At 56.9% G+C, this 17,000-nt stretch carries 17 protein-coding genes; 12 read left to right on the top strand and 5 right to left on the bottom strand.

Annotation, left to right across the window (positions count from 1 at the left end):
- Positions 1-27 precede the first annotated feature (27 nt).
- The 4 genes from ACREYP_RS03755 (at position 28) to ACREYP_RS03770 (ending at position 4,528) form a co-directional block, all read left to right on the top strand.
- Entirely contained in the window at positions 28-1,482 is a 1,455-nt protein-coding gene (locus tag ACREYP_RS03755) for an FAD-binding oxidoreductase (RefSeq protein WP_008458367.1), read from the top strand.
- 70 nt (positions 1,483-1,552) lie between these two features.
- Complete coding sequence (locus ACREYP_RS03760; protein ID WP_008458365.1) at positions 1,553-2,908, top strand: MFS transporter; 1,356 nt, start codon at positions 1,553-1,555, stop codon at positions 2,906-2,908.
- A complete protein-coding gene (locus ACREYP_RS03765) occupies positions 2,886-3,665 on the top strand; it encodes an electron transfer flavoprotein subunit beta/FixA family protein (RefSeq protein WP_498881106.1) in 780 nt (259 codons plus the stop codon). The genes ACREYP_RS03760 and ACREYP_RS03765 overlap by 23 nt, the downstream gene beginning before the upstream one ends.
- Positions 3,662-4,528: an electron transfer flavoprotein subunit alpha/FixB family protein gene (locus ACREYP_RS03770; protein WP_498881107.1), complete on the top strand. Its 867-nt coding sequence runs from the start codon at positions 3,662-3,664 to the stop codon at positions 4,526-4,528. The genes ACREYP_RS03765 and ACREYP_RS03770 overlap by 4 nt, the downstream gene beginning before the upstream one ends.
- Here the strand turns inward: ACREYP_RS03770 and ACREYP_RS03775 are convergent.
- The 4 genes from ACREYP_RS03775 to queD all read right to left on the bottom strand — a co-directional run bounded on the left by ACREYP_RS03775 (position 4,512) and on the right by queD (position 7,121).
- Positions 4,512-5,087, bottom strand: coding sequence for a glycerol-3-phosphate responsive antiterminator (locus ACREYP_RS03775; RefSeq protein WP_008458359.1), 576 nt, complete (start codon positions 5,085-5,087; stop codon positions 4,512-4,514). The genes ACREYP_RS03770 and ACREYP_RS03775 overlap by 17 nt on opposite strands.
- A 13-nt stretch (positions 5,088-5,100) precedes the next feature.
- Positions 5,101-5,373, bottom strand: a complete 273-nt coding sequence (locus ACREYP_RS03780) for a ferredoxin family protein (protein ID WP_008458357.1) — start codon at positions 5,371-5,373, stop codon at positions 5,101-5,103.
- Positions 5,370-6,644, bottom strand: a complete 1,275-nt coding sequence (locus tag ACREYP_RS03785) for an FAD-dependent oxidoreductase (RefSeq protein ID WP_498881108.1) — start codon at positions 6,642-6,644, stop codon at positions 5,370-5,372. Before ACREYP_RS03785 ends, ACREYP_RS03780 begins: the two co-directional genes overlap by 4 nt.
- A gap of 111 nt (positions 6,645-6,755) precedes the next feature.
- On the bottom strand, positions 6,756-7,121 hold the full coding sequence (queD, locus tag ACREYP_RS03790; protein ID WP_162473299.1) for a 6-carboxytetrahydropterin synthase QueD: 366 nt from the start codon (positions 7,119-7,121) through the stop codon (positions 6,756-6,758).
- 302 nt (positions 7,122-7,423) lie between these two features.
- Here queD and cysJ point away from each other — a divergent pair, with 302 nt between their 5' ends.
- From cysJ to cysH, 3 genes are all read left to right on the top strand, one after another.
- Positions 7,424-9,229, top strand: a complete 1,806-nt coding sequence (gene cysJ / locus ACREYP_RS03795; protein WP_008458353.1) for an NADPH-dependent assimilatory sulfite reductase flavoprotein subunit — start codon at positions 7,424-7,426, stop codon at positions 9,227-9,229.
- Complete coding sequence (gene cysI / locus ACREYP_RS03800) at positions 9,229-10,941, top strand: assimilatory sulfite reductase (NADPH) hemoprotein subunit (protein ID WP_498881109.1); 1,713 nt, start codon at positions 9,229-9,231, stop codon at positions 10,939-10,941. Before cysJ ends, cysI begins: the two co-directional genes overlap by 1 nt.
- A 134-nt stretch (positions 10,942-11,075) precedes the next feature.
- The gene (cysH, locus tag ACREYP_RS03805) at positions 11,076-11,807 is read left to right on the top strand and encodes an adenylyl/phosphoadenylyl-sulfate reductase (RefSeq protein WP_498881110.1); all 732 of its coding nucleotides are present in this window, start codon (positions 11,076-11,078) and stop codon (positions 11,805-11,807) included.
- A 31-nt stretch (positions 11,808-11,838) separates the two neighbouring features.
- On the opposite strand, the gene ACREYP_RS03810 is transcribed toward cysH, so the two are convergent.
- Entirely contained in the window at positions 11,839-12,879 is a 1,041-nt protein-coding gene (locus ACREYP_RS03810) for an aminopeptidase (protein WP_008458347.1), read from the bottom strand.
- A gap of 278 nt (positions 12,880-13,157) precedes the next feature.
- Here ACREYP_RS03810 and cysD point away from each other — a divergent pair, with 278 nt between their 5' ends.
- From cysD to ftsB, 5 genes are all read left to right on the top strand, one after another.
- Positions 13,158-14,066 carry a sulfate adenylyltransferase subunit CysD gene (cysD, locus tag ACREYP_RS03815; protein ID WP_498881111.1) on the top strand — a complete coding sequence of 303 codons (909 nt, stop codon included), beginning with the start codon at positions 13,158-13,160 and terminating at the stop codon, positions 14,064-14,066.
- An 11-nt stretch (positions 14,067-14,077) separates the two neighbouring features.
- Entirely contained in the window at positions 14,078-15,505 is a 1,428-nt protein-coding gene (gene cysN, locus ACREYP_RS03820) for a sulfate adenylyltransferase subunit CysN (RefSeq protein ID WP_494493638.1), read from the top strand.
- Positions 15,505-16,110 (top strand): adenylyl-sulfate kinase, encoded by a 606-nt coding sequence (cysC, locus tag ACREYP_RS03825; protein WP_039287155.1) that lies wholly within the window; start codon positions 15,505-15,507, stop codon positions 16,108-16,110. Before cysN ends, cysC begins: the two co-directional genes overlap by 1 nt.
- A 50-nt stretch (positions 16,111-16,160) precedes the next feature.
- Positions 16,161-16,484, top strand: coding sequence for a DUF3561 family protein (locus ACREYP_RS03830; RefSeq protein ID WP_008458338.1), 324 nt, complete (start codon positions 16,161-16,163; stop codon positions 16,482-16,484).
- A 185-nt stretch (positions 16,485-16,669) separates the two neighbouring features.
- A complete protein-coding gene (gene ftsB / locus ACREYP_RS03835; protein ID WP_008458337.1) occupies positions 16,670-16,996 on the top strand; it encodes a cell division protein FtsB in 327 nt (108 codons plus the stop codon).
- Positions 16,997-17,000 lie beyond the last annotated feature (4 nt).

Below are 17,000 nucleotides of genomic sequence, written 5' to 3' on the forward strand. Positions count from 1 at the left end.
TCCCTTATTTGTCAGGAAGGAGTTGTCATGTCTTTATCTCGCGAAGCAATTGTGGATCAATTAAAAGAAATCGTTGGTCCACAGCAGGTTATTACCGATGAAAAAGTATTACAGAAAAACAGTATCGACCGGTTCAGAAAATATGCGGATATTCATGGCGTGTACACTCAGCCGCTGCCGGCCGCGGTAGTGAAACTGCAGAACACTGAGCAAGTCTCCAGCGTACTGGCGTTTCTCAACAGCAACCACATCACCTGTATCCCGCGAACCGGCGCTTCCGCAACGGAAGGCGGCCTGGAAGCGGTGGTGAAAAACTCCGTGGTGCTGGATGGCTCGGGGCTGAACAAGATTGTCGATATCGACATTGAAAACATGCAGGCCACCGCCCAGTGCGGCGTGCCGCTGGAAGTGCTGGAAGACGCCCTGCGTGAAAAAGGCTACACCACCGGCCACTCGCCGCAGTCCAAACCGCTGGCACAAATGGGCGGCCTTGTGGCAACCCGCAGCATCGGCCAGTTCTCAACCCTGTACGGGGCGATTGAGGACATGGTGGTTGGTCTGGAAGCCGTGTTCCCGGACGGCAGCATCACGCGCATTAAAAACGTGCCGCGCCGTGCCGCTGGCCCGGACATTCGCCACGTGATCATCGGCAACGAAGGGGCGCTCTGCTACATCACCGAAGTAACGGTAAAAATCTTCAAGTACATGCCGGAAAACAACCTGTTCTACGGCTACATCCTCGACAACATGAAGACCGGGTTCAACATCCTGCGTGAAGTGATGGTGGAAGGCTACCGTCCGTCGATTGCCCGCCTGTATGACGCCGAAGATGGCACCCAGCACTTCACCCATTTTGCCGACGGCAAATGCGTGCTGATCTTTATGGCAGAAGGCTCTAAGCGCCTGGCTGAAGCGACCGGCGCGGGCATCGAAGAAATTGTTGCCCGCCACCCGGAATGCAAGAAAGTGGACAGCAAGCTCATCGAAACCTGGTTCAACAACCTGAACTGGGGGCCAGATAAAGTGGCCGCCGAACGTGTGCAGATCCTGAAAACCGGCAACATGGGCTTTACCACGGAAGTTTCTGGCAGCTGGAGCTGCATTAATGAGATTTACCACAATGTGATCGAGCGCATTCGCAACGAGTTCCCACATGCGGGTGATATCACTATGCTGGGCGGCCACTCTTCCCACAGCTACATCAACGGCACCAACATGTACTTTGTGTACGACTACAACGTGGTGGGCTGCAAGCCGGAAGAGGAGATCGACAAGTACCACAACCCGCTGAACAAAATCATCGTGGAAGAGACGATTCGCCTCGGCGGCTCGATGGTGCACCACCACGGGATCGGCAAGCACCGCGTGCACTGGTCCAGGCTGGAGCACGGCACCGCCTGGCCAATCATGCAGGGCCTGAAAGATCAGTACGATCCGAACGGCATCATGAACACCGGCACGATTTGGCCGATTGAAAAATAATCGCACATAACCGCACGGGTCGGCTCTCAGGAGCCGACCTCTTCATTTACGGATCGACAAAGGAATCAGTATGCACGCCGAACCGGTTCGTATGGATGACCTGCCGCTTAATCGCTTTCATTTACGCATTGCCGGGCTGACCTTCGGCGCTCACTTGACGGACGGCTACGTGCTCGGCGTAATTGGCTTTGCGCTGGTGATGATTGCGCCGCAAATGAGCCTGACGCCGCTTCAGGAAGGATTAGTGGGCGGCTCGGCGCTGTTTGGGCTGTTTCTGGGCAGCCTGGTGCTGGGCTGGATCTCCGATCATATTGGTCGTCAGAAAATCTTTAACTTCAGCTTCGTGCTCATCACACTGGCCTCCTTTTTACAATTTTTCGTTAGTAACGTAGAGCAGTTGATTCTGCTGCGGGTGCTGATTGGCATCGGGCTGGGCGGCGACTACTCCGTGGGCCACACCATGTTGGCCGAATTTGCCCCGCGCAAACATCGTGGCGTGTTGCTCGGCGCTTTTAGTGTGGTCTGGACGCTGGGTTATGTGCTGGCGAGCCTCATTGGGCATCAGCTAGTGGAGAGCGGGCCGGAAGCCTGGCGCTGGCTGCTGGCGTCGGCCGCGTTGCCTGCGTTGTTAATCACTTTCTTGCGCTGGGGCACCCCGGAATCTCCTCGTTGGCTGCTTCGCCAGGGGCGGGTGTCCGAAGCGCATCAGATTGTGCGCCGCTGCTTCGGCGAACATGTTGTTATTAGCGATGAGATTGCGGTGCCAACTTCCCGCCATCTCCGCACGTTGTTTTCCGGGCAATACTGGCGGCGTACCGCGTTTAATAGCCTGTTCTTTGTTTGCCTGGTGATCCCGTGGTTTGCGATTTATACCTGGCTGCCGTCCATTACCGGGCTGCTGGGTATGCAGGATGGCCTGACCGCCAGCCTGTTGCTGAATGTGGTGCTGGTGGTGGGCGCGATCGCGGGCCTGGTGCTGACCCACCGCTGCTCAAGACGCGGCTTCCTGATCGGCGGTTTTCTGGTGCTGTTCTTCAGCCTTACCGCACTGGCGCTGGTGCCGGAACAACACGGCACCCTCATCCTGCTGCTGTTCTTTGTTTTTACGCTGACCATTTCGGCGGTCAGCAACCTGGTCGGCGTTCTCCCCGCTGAGAGTTTCCCGACGGATATTCGCTCGCTGGGCGTAGGGTTTGCGACGTCGATGAGCCGCCTGGGTTCGGCAATTAGCACCGGACTGCTGCCGGTGGCGCTGGTCTCCTTCGGGGTGCAAAACACCATGCTGTTGCTGAGCGCGGTTCTGATGCTGGGCCTGCTGGTTTCCGTCTTCTGGGCGCCGGAAACGCGAAACATGAGCCTTGTGGCCGCGTCCGGGAATAAAGAGCAGCCGCCGGGGGTGAATCATGAACATTCTGTTAGCCTTTAAGGCCGAGCCAGACCTCGCCATGCTGGCGGAAAAAGACTGGCTGACCGCCGGACAGGGCAGCCTGGACACCTCGATAACGCGCCCTTGTCTGGGAGAAGATGAGGCGGCTGCCGCGGAGATACTGCTGCGTCAGGCTGAAGGCTTAAACCTTACCGCCTTAAGCATTGGTCACGAGCGGGCGGACAGCTTTCTTCGCCAGTTCAAAGCGCTGGGGTTCCTGCGAGCCGTTCGGCTGCAGCCGGATGACGAGCTGACTTTTTCTCCCGCCTCAGTGGCTGCCTTGCTGGCCGCATGGCAGCAGCAACATTCTCAATCTCTGGTGGTCATGGGCTCACGCAGCGCCGAAGGCAACAGCGGCCAGACGGGGTTTTACCTCGCCGAACAGCTGGGCTGGCCGTGTTTCACTCAGGTCTATGATTTCACGCTCGATGCTGAACGGCAGCAGCTTTGCCTGAAACAGCGGCACGGCGCAGGAAAACGCAGCCTGACCGTGCGGCTGCCTGCGGTGCTGATGATTGAAAGCCGTGGCGATTACTGCCTGAGAACGCCTGGCCTGCGACAAAAGCTGGCGGTGAAAGCTTCGGATGTTGAGGTCTTGCCAGTGAAAGTCCCTGGTCATGAGGAGGCATTCTCTCCTCTGGTCGGGCTGGATCACCCTCAGCGGCAGCGCGGCGGCTTAATTATTCAGGGCAGCGATGTGCGCGAAAAGGTCCGCAGCCTCTACTGTGACTGGCTACGTAAAAGGATGAAATCATGAAAATTGCCCTGGTTTTGCCTGAAGCGAGGCAAGCGTCGGCGCTCAGTGAGATAGGGCATTTCATTGCGTGCAGTGAAATGGCACCAGAACATGTCGAAGCCTGGCTGCTGCCGGAGAGTGAATTCAGCGAGCCGCTGCTGGAGGGGTTGTATACCCATTTTGTGTCTGCCCCAGTAGACATGCTGTTATTCCCTTCTGGCTGGCAGGGCGCGGAGCTTGCCACCCGGCTGGCTCACCGGCTGCAAGGGGAGGCGTGGAGCGCGATTAACGACGCGGATTTTGCCCGGCAGGTGGTGCGCAAAAACGCCTATGGCGGCGCGCTGGTGGCTGAGCTTCAACTGCACAATAAGCCCTGGTGCCTGAGCGTAGCCGCCGCGCCGGGAGCCAAACCCTGGCAACCGGAGATCGAGTATGTACCGATTCCCGTGGCAGCACAGAAGCCCGCCTGGCTGCTTGAATCCCGGGCAATTGCCGATGAAGCCGAATCCGGCCTGGCCGATGCCAGGCTTGTGCTGGCGGTGGGACGGGGAGTTGGCAGCCCTCAAGCCATGGCGCAGGTAGAGGAGATTGCCTGCTGTCTGGGCATGGAAACCGGCGCCAGCCGCGAAGCGGTGATGCACGCCTGGTGCAGCATGGACAAACTGCTGGGGATGTCCGGTACCCAGGTTGCCGCAGACGTTTGTATTGCGGCAGGTGTCTCCGGCGCACCGGCCTTTATCAGCGGTATTGCCCACAGCCGGTTCATTGTTGCCATCAACAACGATCCGCAGGCGGCGATTTTCCGCCACGCCGATGTGGGGATCGTCGATGACCTGCTGCCGGTGCTAACCGAGCTGCAAACCTGTGTCAGGGAAGATATTTAGCCAACTGCCAGACGCCGGTATTGGTGGTGGAGATAGCCAACGCCCCGGCGCTGAGTGCGTTGTTGGCGTCCTCTGCGTCGCACACCAGGCCACCGGCAATCACCGGCAGGTCGATTTTTTCTGTGACCCATTTCATCACTTTCGGCATACATCCCGGCAGGATCTCGATGCAGTCCGGGTTCGACTGGGCCACCTGTTTATCGATGTTGTGGTAAGAGATGGAATCGACGATAAACAGCCGGTGAATGGCAAAGAACCCCTGCGCCCTGGCCGCTTTCACCATTGGCGCTTTGGTACTGATCACGCCGTCGGCCTGGGTCACCAGTTTCAGAAAGTTAATCACAATCTCTTTATTCGATGTCCCTTCCAGTAAATCGACGTGCACCAGCGCGTATTTATTCGCCTTCTTAATTTGCTGCACGATGCCGGTAATGGTGCAGATATTGCCGTACAGCACGGAAATCACCTGGCAGTCGGATTCCAGCGCCAGCTGCAGGCTCTGGTTATCTTTTACCGCTGCAATCAGCGGGTGTTGCTTGAGTAGGGACATCAGGGACACAGCTTGGACTCCATTAACCAAAGCGTAATTGGATGCCGCAGCCTGCGGGCGGGTAGTGCCAGCGGCTGAGGGTTTGTTCGTCGCACAGCAGGCGGCAGGTGCCGCACTCCAGGCAGCCGGCGGTATCAATGTGCAGGCTGCCGTCTTCTTTCTGTCGGTATAGCCCGGCGGGGCAGGCTCGTACCAGCAGAGTAAGCTGTTCGATATCGGGATCATCTGCGGGGACAATGTGTGGTTTCTCCGCAGGTTGCCAGGCGTTTCTGGCCAGTTTCTCATGCAGGTTCACAGGCTGCGCCCTCCGCGAAAAATGTCTTTAACCAGTCTGGAAATACCCGTTTTGCGGGCATGTTTCCACAGCAGGCTGCTGAGCCGTGGCGGCGGTGAATGCTGGGGATCAAAGATATCACGCTGCAGCTCAGCCAGCAGGTGCGGATAGTCCTGAAACAGCCCCGGCGTTTGTAAAAAATCAGGCATTTTGCGATAGCGCTCCAGCACCGCCCACAGCGAAGTGCACGCCAACTGGTGGCGGTACGCCTGATGAAGATCGACACTGATATTTTCTTGTAGCGCTTGAATCAGCGTTTGCGCCGCCGCTTTTGCCGAAAGCGCCGCCAAATCCATGCCGCGCACGGTGAAACCGGTATTGATACAGAAACGGGCGCTGTCGCCCACCAGCAAATAGCCGGGGCCGGCCAGGCGCTCGGGAAGCCCGTTCAGGCCACATTCAGGAATCAGATGCGCGCCGTATTCCACCAGCTCGGCACGGCGCAGAAGCGGGCGCAGCGTCGGGTGCTGCTTGAAGTTTTCCAGCAGATCGGGAAGCGAAGCAGAGGCAGCCCGAATTGAAGATAGCGGGCAGACAATGCCGACAGACAGCGTATCTAGATTGGTATAGAGGAACCCGCCCGCAGGCTGTTCACCGCAGATGCCGCCGGTGAACAGCCAGGCGGCACCGGCGTTACCTTCAAGCGAGAAGCGGTTCTCGAGATCTTCTTTCGGTAGCGCCAGCATTTCTTTCACGCCAACGGCAACGCTGTGCTCGGGTAACTTGTGCAACAGCTTGTGCTGTTCCGCCAGAAGGGTATTGGCCCCTTCGGCGATAACCACGGCTTTGGCGCTCAGCACTTCGCCTTCGATCACCACGCCGCTCACCGCGCCGCTTTCAACATGCAGGCTATCGACCTGAGTCGCCGTCAGGCACTGCGCGCCCGCTTGTTCAGCCTGCTGGAACAGCCACGGATCCAGCCGGGCACGCAGCACGCTGTATGACGCTGCCGAAGGGTGCTGGAAACTCAACGTCGTGGACGTTTCTGCCGTCAGCGCGGAGAGTTTTTCATGGGTGATACAGCGTTCGAGTGGTGCGGCGCGAGAAAAATCAGGAAAGAGGGCATCAAACGCGGCGGTGTAAAGCCTGCCGCCCGACAGGTTTTTGCCTCCCGGCTGAGTTGCCCGCTCAACAAGCAGAACATTTAGCCCGGCGCGCGCGCACTCTACCGCGCAGCAGGAGCCTGCGATCCCCGCGCCAACGACGATAATATCGAAATCTGTAGTGGCCATCCCGTGCACCTTTTAGTTGCGACGTCGCAGCTTACCAAAGTGGGATGAAAATTAGCTTGATGGGGGACGCAGAGAGGAAAAGTCCGGAGTGATTTCCGGACTTTTTTTAGCTTATTCGCCGCGGTAGACGCAGCCTGCGGTGCAGGTTTCTTTGATCATCACCGCGCTCAGCAGCGGCACAACAGGTTTCATCTGATCCCAAATCCATTTCGCCAGCACTTCGCTGGTGGGGTTTTCAAGCCCTGGGATATCGTTCAGATAATAGTGATCGAGGCGATCGTAGGTTGGCTTAAACGCGGCTTTCAGCTCGGAGAAGTCCATGATCCAACCGGTATAAGGATCTACCTCGCCGGTGATTTCCAGGCGCACCATAAAGGAGTGGCCATGCAGGCGACCGCATTTGTGACCTTCCGGGACGTGCGGCAGGCGGTGGGCGGCTTCGAAGGTAAAATCTTTAAACAGGGTGGTGGACATCATTCGACTCTCTGGAATTCAAAAAACCGCCGCATGATAGCGGAATGGACTATTTTTCGCATTAACTAAACGGCGCATTGCCCTGCAGCATGGTGTAAATAGCGGTGAATGCGCTGAAATCTTATATTCATCAGGTAGTTAGGTAATCACTTTTAACACTATGATTTACCTGAAAAAACGATTAGTCGTTTTAGTTATTTATTATTTCCATCCCTTCTTTAATTGTTGATAACCTGCTGGTTAACCTTGACTCATTACAGTCTGTAAGCCCTTTTTTGCCCTTTGCTACTGGAAGCTAAATACGTATGACTTCTCAGGTTCCACCGAGCGCTTTGCTGCCGTTAACGCCGGACCAGCTGGCACGCCTTCAGGCGGCGACCACTGATTTTTCAACCACTCAGCTGGCCTGGTTATCCGGTTATTTCTGGGGAATGATTAACCAGCAGCCTGGTGCTGTCGCGGCGGCTCCGGCCCCTGCGGCAGAAGTCCCAGTGATTACGCTAATTTCCGCGTCGCAGACCGGCAACGCACGCCGCGTGAGTGAGCAGCTGCGGGACGACCTGCTGGCGGCGAAGCTGAACGTCAATCTGGTGAACGCGGGCGACTACAAATTCAAACAAATTGCCCAGGAAAAACTGCTGATTGTCGTCAGTTCCACGCAAGGGGAAGGGGAGCCGCCTGAAGAGGCCGTGGCCCTGCACAAATTCCTGTTCTCGAAAAAAGCACCGAAGTTGAACGGCACCGCGTTTGCCGTCTTTGGCCTCGGTGACAGCTCGTATGAATTCTTCTGCCAGTCAGGCAAAGACTTCGACAGTAAACTGGCTGAATTAGGCGGCGAGCGCCTGTTGGATCGCGTTGATACCGACGTAGAGTACCAGCCTGCCGCCCAGGCATGGCGCAGCCAAATCGTTGAACTGCTGAAATCCCGCGTCCCGGCCGAAACACCGGCTCAGGCTGCCGCGACGGCCACGGGCGTGAGCAACGAAATCTTCACCAGCCCTTACAGCAAAGAATCACCGTTGACCGCCACGCTTGCGGTGAACCAGAAAATTACCGGCCGTGACTCCGATAAAGACGTGCGCCATATCGAAATCGATCTTGGCGACTCCGGCATGCGCTATCAGCCGGGCGATGCGCTTGGCGTCTGGTATCAGAACGATCCGGCGCTGGTGAAAGAGCTGACGGATCTGCTATGGCTGAAAGGCGATGAAAGCGTCACCGTCGATGGCAAAACGCTGCCGTTAAGCGAAGCGCTGCAGTGGCACTTCGAGCTGACGGTCAACACCGGCAATATCGTTGAAAACTACGCCCAGCTGACCCGCAACACGGCGCTGCTGGAGCTGGTGGGCGATAAAGCCAAATTACAGCATTACGCGCAGACCACGCCGATTGTGGACATGGTGCGCTACGCCCCGGCAGAGCTGACGGCTGAACAGCTGACTGGCCTGCTGCGTCCGCTCACACCGCGCCTTTATTCTATTGCCTCTTCGCAGGCGGAAGCTGAAACCGAAGTCCACATTACCGTGGGCGCGGTGCGCTATGACATCGAAGGCCGTGCCCGCAGCGGTGGCGCTTCAGGTTTCCTGGCCGACCGCCTTGAGGAAGATGGCGAAGTGCGCGTGTTCATTGAACATAACGATAACTTCCGCTTACCGGCCAACCCTGAAACCCCGGTCATTATGATTGGCCCCGGCACCGGCATCGCCCCGTTCCGCGCCTTTATTCAGCAGCGCGACAGCGACGGCGCTGGCGGCAAGAACTGGCTGTTCTTTGGCAACCCGCACTTTACCGAAGATTTCCTTTATCAGGTGGAATGGCAGCGCTACGTCAAAGACGGCCTGCTGACGAACATCGATTTAGTCTGGTCCCGTGACCAGCAGCATAAAATATACGTACAAGACAAACTGCGCGAGAAAGGCGCGGAACTGTGGCGCTGGATTCAGGAAGGTGCCCACATTTACGTCTGCGGCGACGCCAACCGTATGGCGAAGGACGTTGAGCAGGCGTTACTGGAAGTGGTTGCCGTCCACGGTGGCATGGACACCGAAGCGGCAGATGAATTTTTAAGTGAGCTGCGCGTTGAGCGCCGTTATCAGCGAGATGTCTACTAATGAGTGAAAAACACCCTGGCCCTCTGGTGGTCGAAGGCAAACTGGTCGACGCCGAACGCCTGAAGCGCGACAGCGATTTTCTGCGCGGCACCATTAAAGAAGATCTGCAGGATGGCCTGACCGGCGGTTTCAACGGCGACAACTTCCTGCTGATCCGCTTCCACGGCATGTATCAGCAGGATGACCGTGATATTCGAGCCGAACGCGCTGAGCAGAAGCTGGAGCCGCGTCACGCGATGATGCTCCGCTGTCGCCTGCCGGGGGGGATTATCACCACCCAGCAGTGGCAGGCTATTGATAAGTTCGCCGAAGATAAGACTATCTACGGCAGCATTCGCCTGACCAACCGCCAGACGTTCCAGTTCCACGGCATTCTGAAGAAGAACGTCAAGCCCGCGCATGAAATGCTGCACGAGGTGGGCCTGGACGCGCTGGCGACGGCCAACGACGTGAACCGTAACGTGCTGTGTACTTCTAACCCGGTAGAGTCTGAGCTGCATCAGGAAGCCTACGAATGGGCGAAAAAGCTCTCTGAGCACCTGCTGCCGCGCACCCGCGCCTACGCCGAGATTTGGTGGGACAAAGAAAAAGTCGCCACCACCGACGAAGAGCCGATTCTGGGGCCGACCTATCTGCCGCGTAAGTTTAAAACTACGGTAGTGATCCCGCCGCAGAACGACGTGGATCTGCACGCCAACGATATGAACTTCATCGCGATTGCGGAAAACGGCAAGCTGGTTGGCTTCAACCTGCTGGTCGGCGGTGGCTTGTCCATCGAGCACGGGAATAAAAATACCTATGCCCGCACGGCAAGCGAATTCGGCTACATTCCGCTGGAGCATACTCTGGCGGTAGCGGAAGCGGTGGTGACAACCCAGCGCGACTGGGGAAACCGTACCGACCGTAAAAATGCTAAAACCAAATATACCCTTGAGCGCGTTGGCGTTGACGTGTTTAAGGCGGAAGTTGAGCGCCGCGCTGGCATCAAGTTTGAGCCAACCCGCGCATACGAATTTACCGGCCGCGGCGATCGTATTGGCTGGGTGAAGGGCATTGACGACAAATGGCACCTGACGCTGTTTATCGAAAATGGCCGCATCCTGGATTACCCTGGGCGACCGCTGAAAACCGGTCTGCTGGAGATAGCCAGGATCCACAAAGGTGATTTCCGCCTGACGGCAAACCAGAACCTGATCGTCGCCGGTGTGCCGGAAAGCGAAAAGGCTAAAATTGAGAAGTTGGCAACCGAGTCTGGCTTGATGAATGCGGTTACGCCGCAGCGTGAGAACTCAATGGCCTGCGTGGCGTTCCCGACCTGCCCGCTGGCGATGGCGGAAGCCGAACGCTTCCTGCCGGAGTTTGTCACCAAAGTTGAGCAGGTGATGGATAAACACAAAGTGCCGGATGAGCACATTGTGATGCGTGTTACCGGCTGCCCGAACGGCTGTGGCCGCGCGATGCTGGCCGAAATTGGCCTCGTGGGGAAAGCGCCAGGGCGCTACAACCTGCACATTGGCGGCAACCGTATCGGGACGCGTATTCCGCGCATGTATCGCGAAAATATCACCGAGCCAGAGATCCTCAGCTCGATTGATGAGCTGGTGGGCCGCTGGGCGAAAGAACGTGAGACCGACGAAGGCTTTGGTGATTTTACCGTACGCGCTGGGATTATTCGCCTGGTGCTCGATCCGGCCAGGGATTTGTGGGACTAGTTTTTTCCCCTCACCCTAACCCTCTCCCCAAAGGGGAGAGGGGATTAGCATAACGATTGCCTGGCTTCGCTTCCCCCTCTCCCTTCCAGGGAGAGGGCCGGGGTAAGGGTCATTGATTACTAAGTGAGGCACGTATGTCCGTACTTGATTTAAACGAACTGAACACCCTTCCTAAAGTCGAACGCGTCATGGCGCTCGCCGAAGTCAACGCTCAGCTGGAAAAACTTAGCGCGCAGCAGCGCGTGACCTGGGCGCTGGAAAATCTGCCTGGGGAATTTGTGCTCTCGTCCAGCTTCGGCATTCAGGCCGCCGTGTGTCTGCATCTGGTCACGCAGCAGCGCCCCGATATCCCGGTGATCCTGACCGATACCGGCTATCTGTTCCCGGAAACCTACCAGTTTATCGACGAGCTTACCGACAAGCTGAAGCTGAATTTGCAGGTGTTCCGCGCGACCGAAAGCCCGGCCTGGCAGGAAGCGCGTTACGGCAAACTGTGGGAGCAGGGCGTGGAGGGCATTGAGCGCTACAACGACATCAACAAAGTTGAGCCGATGAACCGCGCGCTGAAAACGCTGGAGGCGCAAACCTGGTTTGCTGGCCTGCGTCGTGAACAGTCCGGCAGCCGCGCCAATTTGCCGGTGCTGGCCGTACAGCGTGAAGTCTTTAAAATTCTGCCGATCATCGACTGGGATAACCGCACGGTTTACCAGTACCTGACCGAGCACGGGCTGAAGTACCATCCGCTCTGGGATCAGGGCTATTTGTCCGTCGGCGATACCCACACCACCCGTAAATGGGAACCTGGCATGGCAGAAGAAGAGACGCGCTTCTTTGGCCTCAAACGCGAGTGCGGTTTGCACGAATAAATACCCCCTCGCCATTGCGGCGAGGGGAAAATCACTTCCCGGCCTTCGCCAACTCTTTCACCAGCGGGAGCAGAATACGCACCGTGTCATGGCTGCGGCGCTTAATTCTGCCCGGCAGCGCTTTATCCAGATACTCGAGGTTGTCGAGCGTGGCGTTATGCCAGCTGGTACCGTCTGGAAATGCCTTGTTTTTACTGCGCTGCTGATAACCGTCTTTCGCCCCAAGCGTCCAGTTGGTGGCTTCCACGGACAGCACCGGGATCCCGGCCTTGTCGAATGGTTCAGCATCGCCACAGCAGCCGGTGCCTTTCGGGTATTTCGTATTCAGTCCCGGATTGCTGGTGGCCTGAATCCCAGCGCGATGAGCCAGCGTCAGCGCGCGATCGCGGGTCAGTTTACGCACGGCCGCAGGCGTTGATGCCCCGCTATTGAAGTAGAGCTTATCGCCAACGATCAGGCTGTCCAGGTTGATCACCAGCAGCGTGTTGGCCTGCTCCGCTTTGCTCATGCGCTCCAGAATATTTTTCGCACCCAGGGAGCCAATTTCTTCTCCACTGGTGGCAATAAAGCGGATGCCGTAGCGGGTAGGAATATCTTTCAGGCGCTCGGCCAGCTCCAGCATGACGCCAAGGCCGGAAGCATTATCGTCCACGCCCTGCAGCGTGAGGCCGCCGAGATTATTGTCCACGTCTTTATCATTGAGCGGCGTATAGGTGTCCAGATGCGCCATGATAATAATTTGCTGCGGTAGTTTACCTTCACGGGCGGCAATCACGCTGCTGGTAGTGACGTTATGCCAGGTCTGATGTCCCGCTTTCGTGGTGTAGATATAGCGGGTATTAAACTGGCGAATATCGCTCTGGTATCCCCAGCTTTTAAACTGCTGCTGAATATAATCTGCGGCCAGCATTTCGGCAGGGCTGCCGGTCATTCGGCCCGGAAAATAAGTCGCGATATGGCGGGTTTGCTGGTCGGCAAGGTCGCCCTGCTGCGTGACCTTCGCCACTGCGGGAAAGCTAAAGCACGCGCCCAGCGCCAGGCAAATCACCGAGCGGCGCAATGCGGAAAACATAGTACGTCCTTATTCATCTTTATTAGTCGGAAATTTTAAGCGCCGTTAGTATGAAACTGTGAGCCAGGTTAAACAATTTCATTTGCTCTTAAACCCGCGAAAAAACGACTGGTTAAGCACATTTTGTCGTTAGCTTTGCCGTGGCGTTATTCTTTTCGGGAACTAGTCATTCCAATTCGTAATTTCATAACAAATAAGCCCAAGACTTATAGTCCCCTTAGATTAAATCTCAAGCGGCTGCGATGAACGGCCGCGGCGCATCTGCTTAAGGGAAGGTTATGGACCAAAAACGACTCACTCACTTGCGGCAACTGGAAGCTGAAAGCATCCATATTATCCGTGAGGTCGCTGCCGAATTTTCTAATCCGGTGATGATGTATTCCATTGGGAAAGACTCTTCGGTCATGCTCCATTTGGCCCGTAAAGCTTTCTACCCAGGTACGCTGCCGTTCCCGCTGCTGCACGTTGATACCGGCTGGAAATTCCGCGAAATGTACGAATTCCGTGACCGCACGGCGAAAGCCTACGGCTGCGATCTTATCGTACACCGCAATCCTGAAGGTGTAGCGATGGGTATTAACCCGTTCGTTCACGGGAGCGCCAAGCATACCGATATCATGAAAACCGAAGGGCTTAAGCAGGCGCTGAATAAATACGGTTTTGATGCTGCCTTTGGCGGCGCGCGCCGCGATGAAGAGAAATCCCGTGCGAAAGAGCGTATTTACTCTTTCCGCGATCGCTTCCATCGCTGGGACCCAAAAAACCAGCGGCCTGAGCTGTGGCATAACTACAACGGCCAGATAAATAAAGGCGAAAGTATTCGCGTGTTCCCACTCTCTAACTGGACCGAACTGGATATCTGGCAGTACATCTACCTGGAAAATATCGACATCGTTCCGCTGTATCTGGCGGCACCGCGTCCCGTGCTGGAGCGCGACGGTATGCTGATAATGATTGACGACGATCGTATCGATTTGCAGCCGGGTGAAGTGATTGAACAACGTATGGTGCGCTTCCGTACCCTGGGCTGCTGGCCGCTGACCGGCGCGGTGGAGTCAACCGCACAGACGCTGCCGGAGATCATCGAAGAGATGCTGGTTTCCACTACCAGTGAACGCCAGGGACGCATGATTGACCGCGACCAGGCCGGCTCGATGGAGCTGAAAAAACGCCAGGGTTATTTCTAAGGAGCCGCCAGATGAACACCACTATTGCACAACAAATCGCTGATGAAGGCGGCGTCGAAGCCTACCTGCACGCCCAGCAGCACAAAAGCCTGCTGCGCTTTTTGACCTGCGGCAGCGTCGATGACGGTAAAAGCACCCTGATTGGCCGCCTGCTGCACGACACACGCCAGATTTATGAAGATCAGCTCTCGTCGTTGCATACCGACAGCAAACGTCACGGCACGCAGGGCGAGAAGCTCGACTTAGCGTTGCTGGTGGATGGCCTGCAGGCCGAGCGCGAGCAGGGCATTACCATCGACGTGGCCTACCGCTATTTCTCCACCGAGAAACGCAAATTCATTATTGCCGACACGCCGGGGCACGAACAGTACACCCGTAATATGGCGACCGGGGCCTCAACCTGCGACCTGGCGATCCTGCTGATCGACGCCCGCAAAGGTGTGCTGGATCAAACCCGTCGGCACAGCTTTATCTCCACGCTGCTGGGGATCAAACATCTGGTGGTGGCGATCAACAAGATGGATCTGGTGGCGTTCAGCGAGCAGACCTTCGAGCAGATCAAGCAGGATTACCTGACCTTTGCTCAACAGCTGCCGGCGGACCTGGATATCCGTTTTGTGCCGCTTTCCGCGCTGGAAGGGGATAACGTCGCCAGCGCCAGCGCTCAAATGCCGTGGTACAGCGGCCCGACGCTGCTAGAAGTGCTGGAAACGGTAGAGATTATTCGCGGCGTGGAGCAGCAGCCAATGCGCTTTCCGGTGCAGTACGTGAACCGCCCTAATCTCGACTTCCGCGGCTATGCGGGGACGCTCGCTTCCGGCACCGTTAGCGTAGGCCAGCGCGTCAAAGTGCTGCCGTCTGGCGTGGAATCAAGCATCGCCCGAATCGTGACTTTTGATGGAGATTTGCAACAAGCCGGCGCGGGGGAAGCGATTACCCTGGTGCTGAAAGACGAAATCGACATCAGCCGGGGCGATCTGCTGGTGGAAGCGACTGAATCGCTGGCCGCGGTGCAGAGCGCGAAAGTGGATGTCGTCTGGATGGCGGAACAGCCGCTGGTACCGGGCCAGAGCTTTGATATCAAAATCGCCGGGAAGAAAACCCGTGCGCGCGTCGACAATATTCAGTACCAGGTTGAAATTAACTCGCTGACTCAGCGCGTGGTAGAAAGTTTGCCGCTGAACGGAATTGGGCTGGTGGATCTCACCTTCGATGAGCCGCTGGTGCTCGATAAATATCAGTCCAACCCGGTGACCGGCGGGCTGATTTTCATTGACCGACTGAGCAACGTGACCGTCGGCGCTGGCATGGTGCGCGAGCCGCAGACAGAGGTTTATCAGGAACCTTCGGCCTACAGCGCGTTTGAGCTTGAGCTTAACGCCCTGGTGCGTCGCCACTTCCCACACTGGGGCGCGCGCGATCTGCTGGGAGGCAAATAATGGCCGACCATGATGAAAACGTGGTCTGGCATGCTCATCCGGTGACGCGTGAGCAGCGTGAAGCCTTGCACAAGCACCGCGGCGCGGTGCTGTGGTTTACCGGCTTGTCCGGCTCCGGGAAATCGACCGTAGCCGGTGCCCTTGAGCAGGAGCTGCATAAACTTGGTGTAAGCACGTACTTGCTTGATGGCGACAACGTGCGCCACGGCTTGTGCAGCGACCTGGGCTTTAGCGATGAGGACCGCAAGGAGAACATCCGGCGGGTTGGCGAAGTGGCTGGCCTGATGGTGGATGCGGGCCTGGTCGTGCTCAGCGCGTTTATCTCGCCTCACCGGGCTGAAAGGCAAATGGTGCGCGAGCGGGCCGGGGAAGGGCGTTTCTACGAAGTGTTTGTGGACACGCCGTTAGCCATTTGCGAAACGCGCGATCCTAAAGGGCTTTACAAGAAGGCCAGGGCTGGGGAGCTGAAGAATTTTACCGGGATTGATTCGGCGTATGAGGCGCCGCTGCGGGCCGAAATTCACTTAGACGGCGAACAATTAGTAACAAATTTAGTGGCCCAAATATTAGACCTGCTGCGTCGCGACGATATCATCAATTGCTGAAGACGCCCGGAAGCACAACGCTTCCGGCCATCAGGGTTATGAAATCAGTTATGCGCAACAGCACGAATATCGTTATCTCTCAGGCTGAACCCAGCCCGACGGTCGAGGAAACAACCTGGTCACTGCCCGGGGCGTTTATCGGCTTTTTGTCGTGGCTGCTGGCGCTAGGTATTCCCTTTTTGGTCTATGGCCCCAACACGCTCTTTTTCTTCCTCTACACCTGGCCATTCTTCCTGGCGCTGATGCCGGTCGCGGTGGTGGTGGGGATTGCCCTGCACTCCATCTTGCGTGGCAAGCTGCTGTTCAGCTGTGTGGCTACGCTGCTCTCCGTGGCGCTGATGTTCGGCGTGCTCTTCATGTGGCTTATGGGTTAGCCGTGCCGAACTGCGTCAAACCGTAACAGACTATTTATGGGCAACGTTAAGCTAAACTTGCTCCAATCGCGCATGAATTCGCGTTATGTGGTAAATTCTGGCGCGATTTGGCGCGCAGGGTGGCTTGCCGCAGTGGAGTCGACGAAAAAGTTGTGGGATGATTGTGCCGTTTTTCAGGGGGCAGGATGGGTAAACTAACGCTGCTGTTGCTGGCCTTGCTGGTCTGGCTTCAGTATTCGCTGTGGTTCGGAAAAAACGGCGTACACGATTACACGCGCGTCAGCGAAGATGTCGCTGCGCAGCAGGCAACCAATGCCAAACTAAAATCTCGCAACGATCAGCTTTTTGCCGAAATTGACGACCTCAACGGCGGCCAGGAAGCGATCGAAGAGCGCGCTCGCAACGAACTCAGCATGACCAAGCCGGGAGAGACTTTCTACCGCCTGGTGCCGGATGCCTCCAAACGCGCAGCCAACGGTAATACCTCCAACGCCGGGCAAAATAATCGATAACTCA

The sequence above is a fragment of the Enterobacter sp. TMH.L2 genome, assembly GCF_050847315.1.
Classification (GTDB): domain Bacteria; phylum Pseudomonadota; class Gammaproteobacteria; order Enterobacterales; family Enterobacteriaceae; genus Cedecea.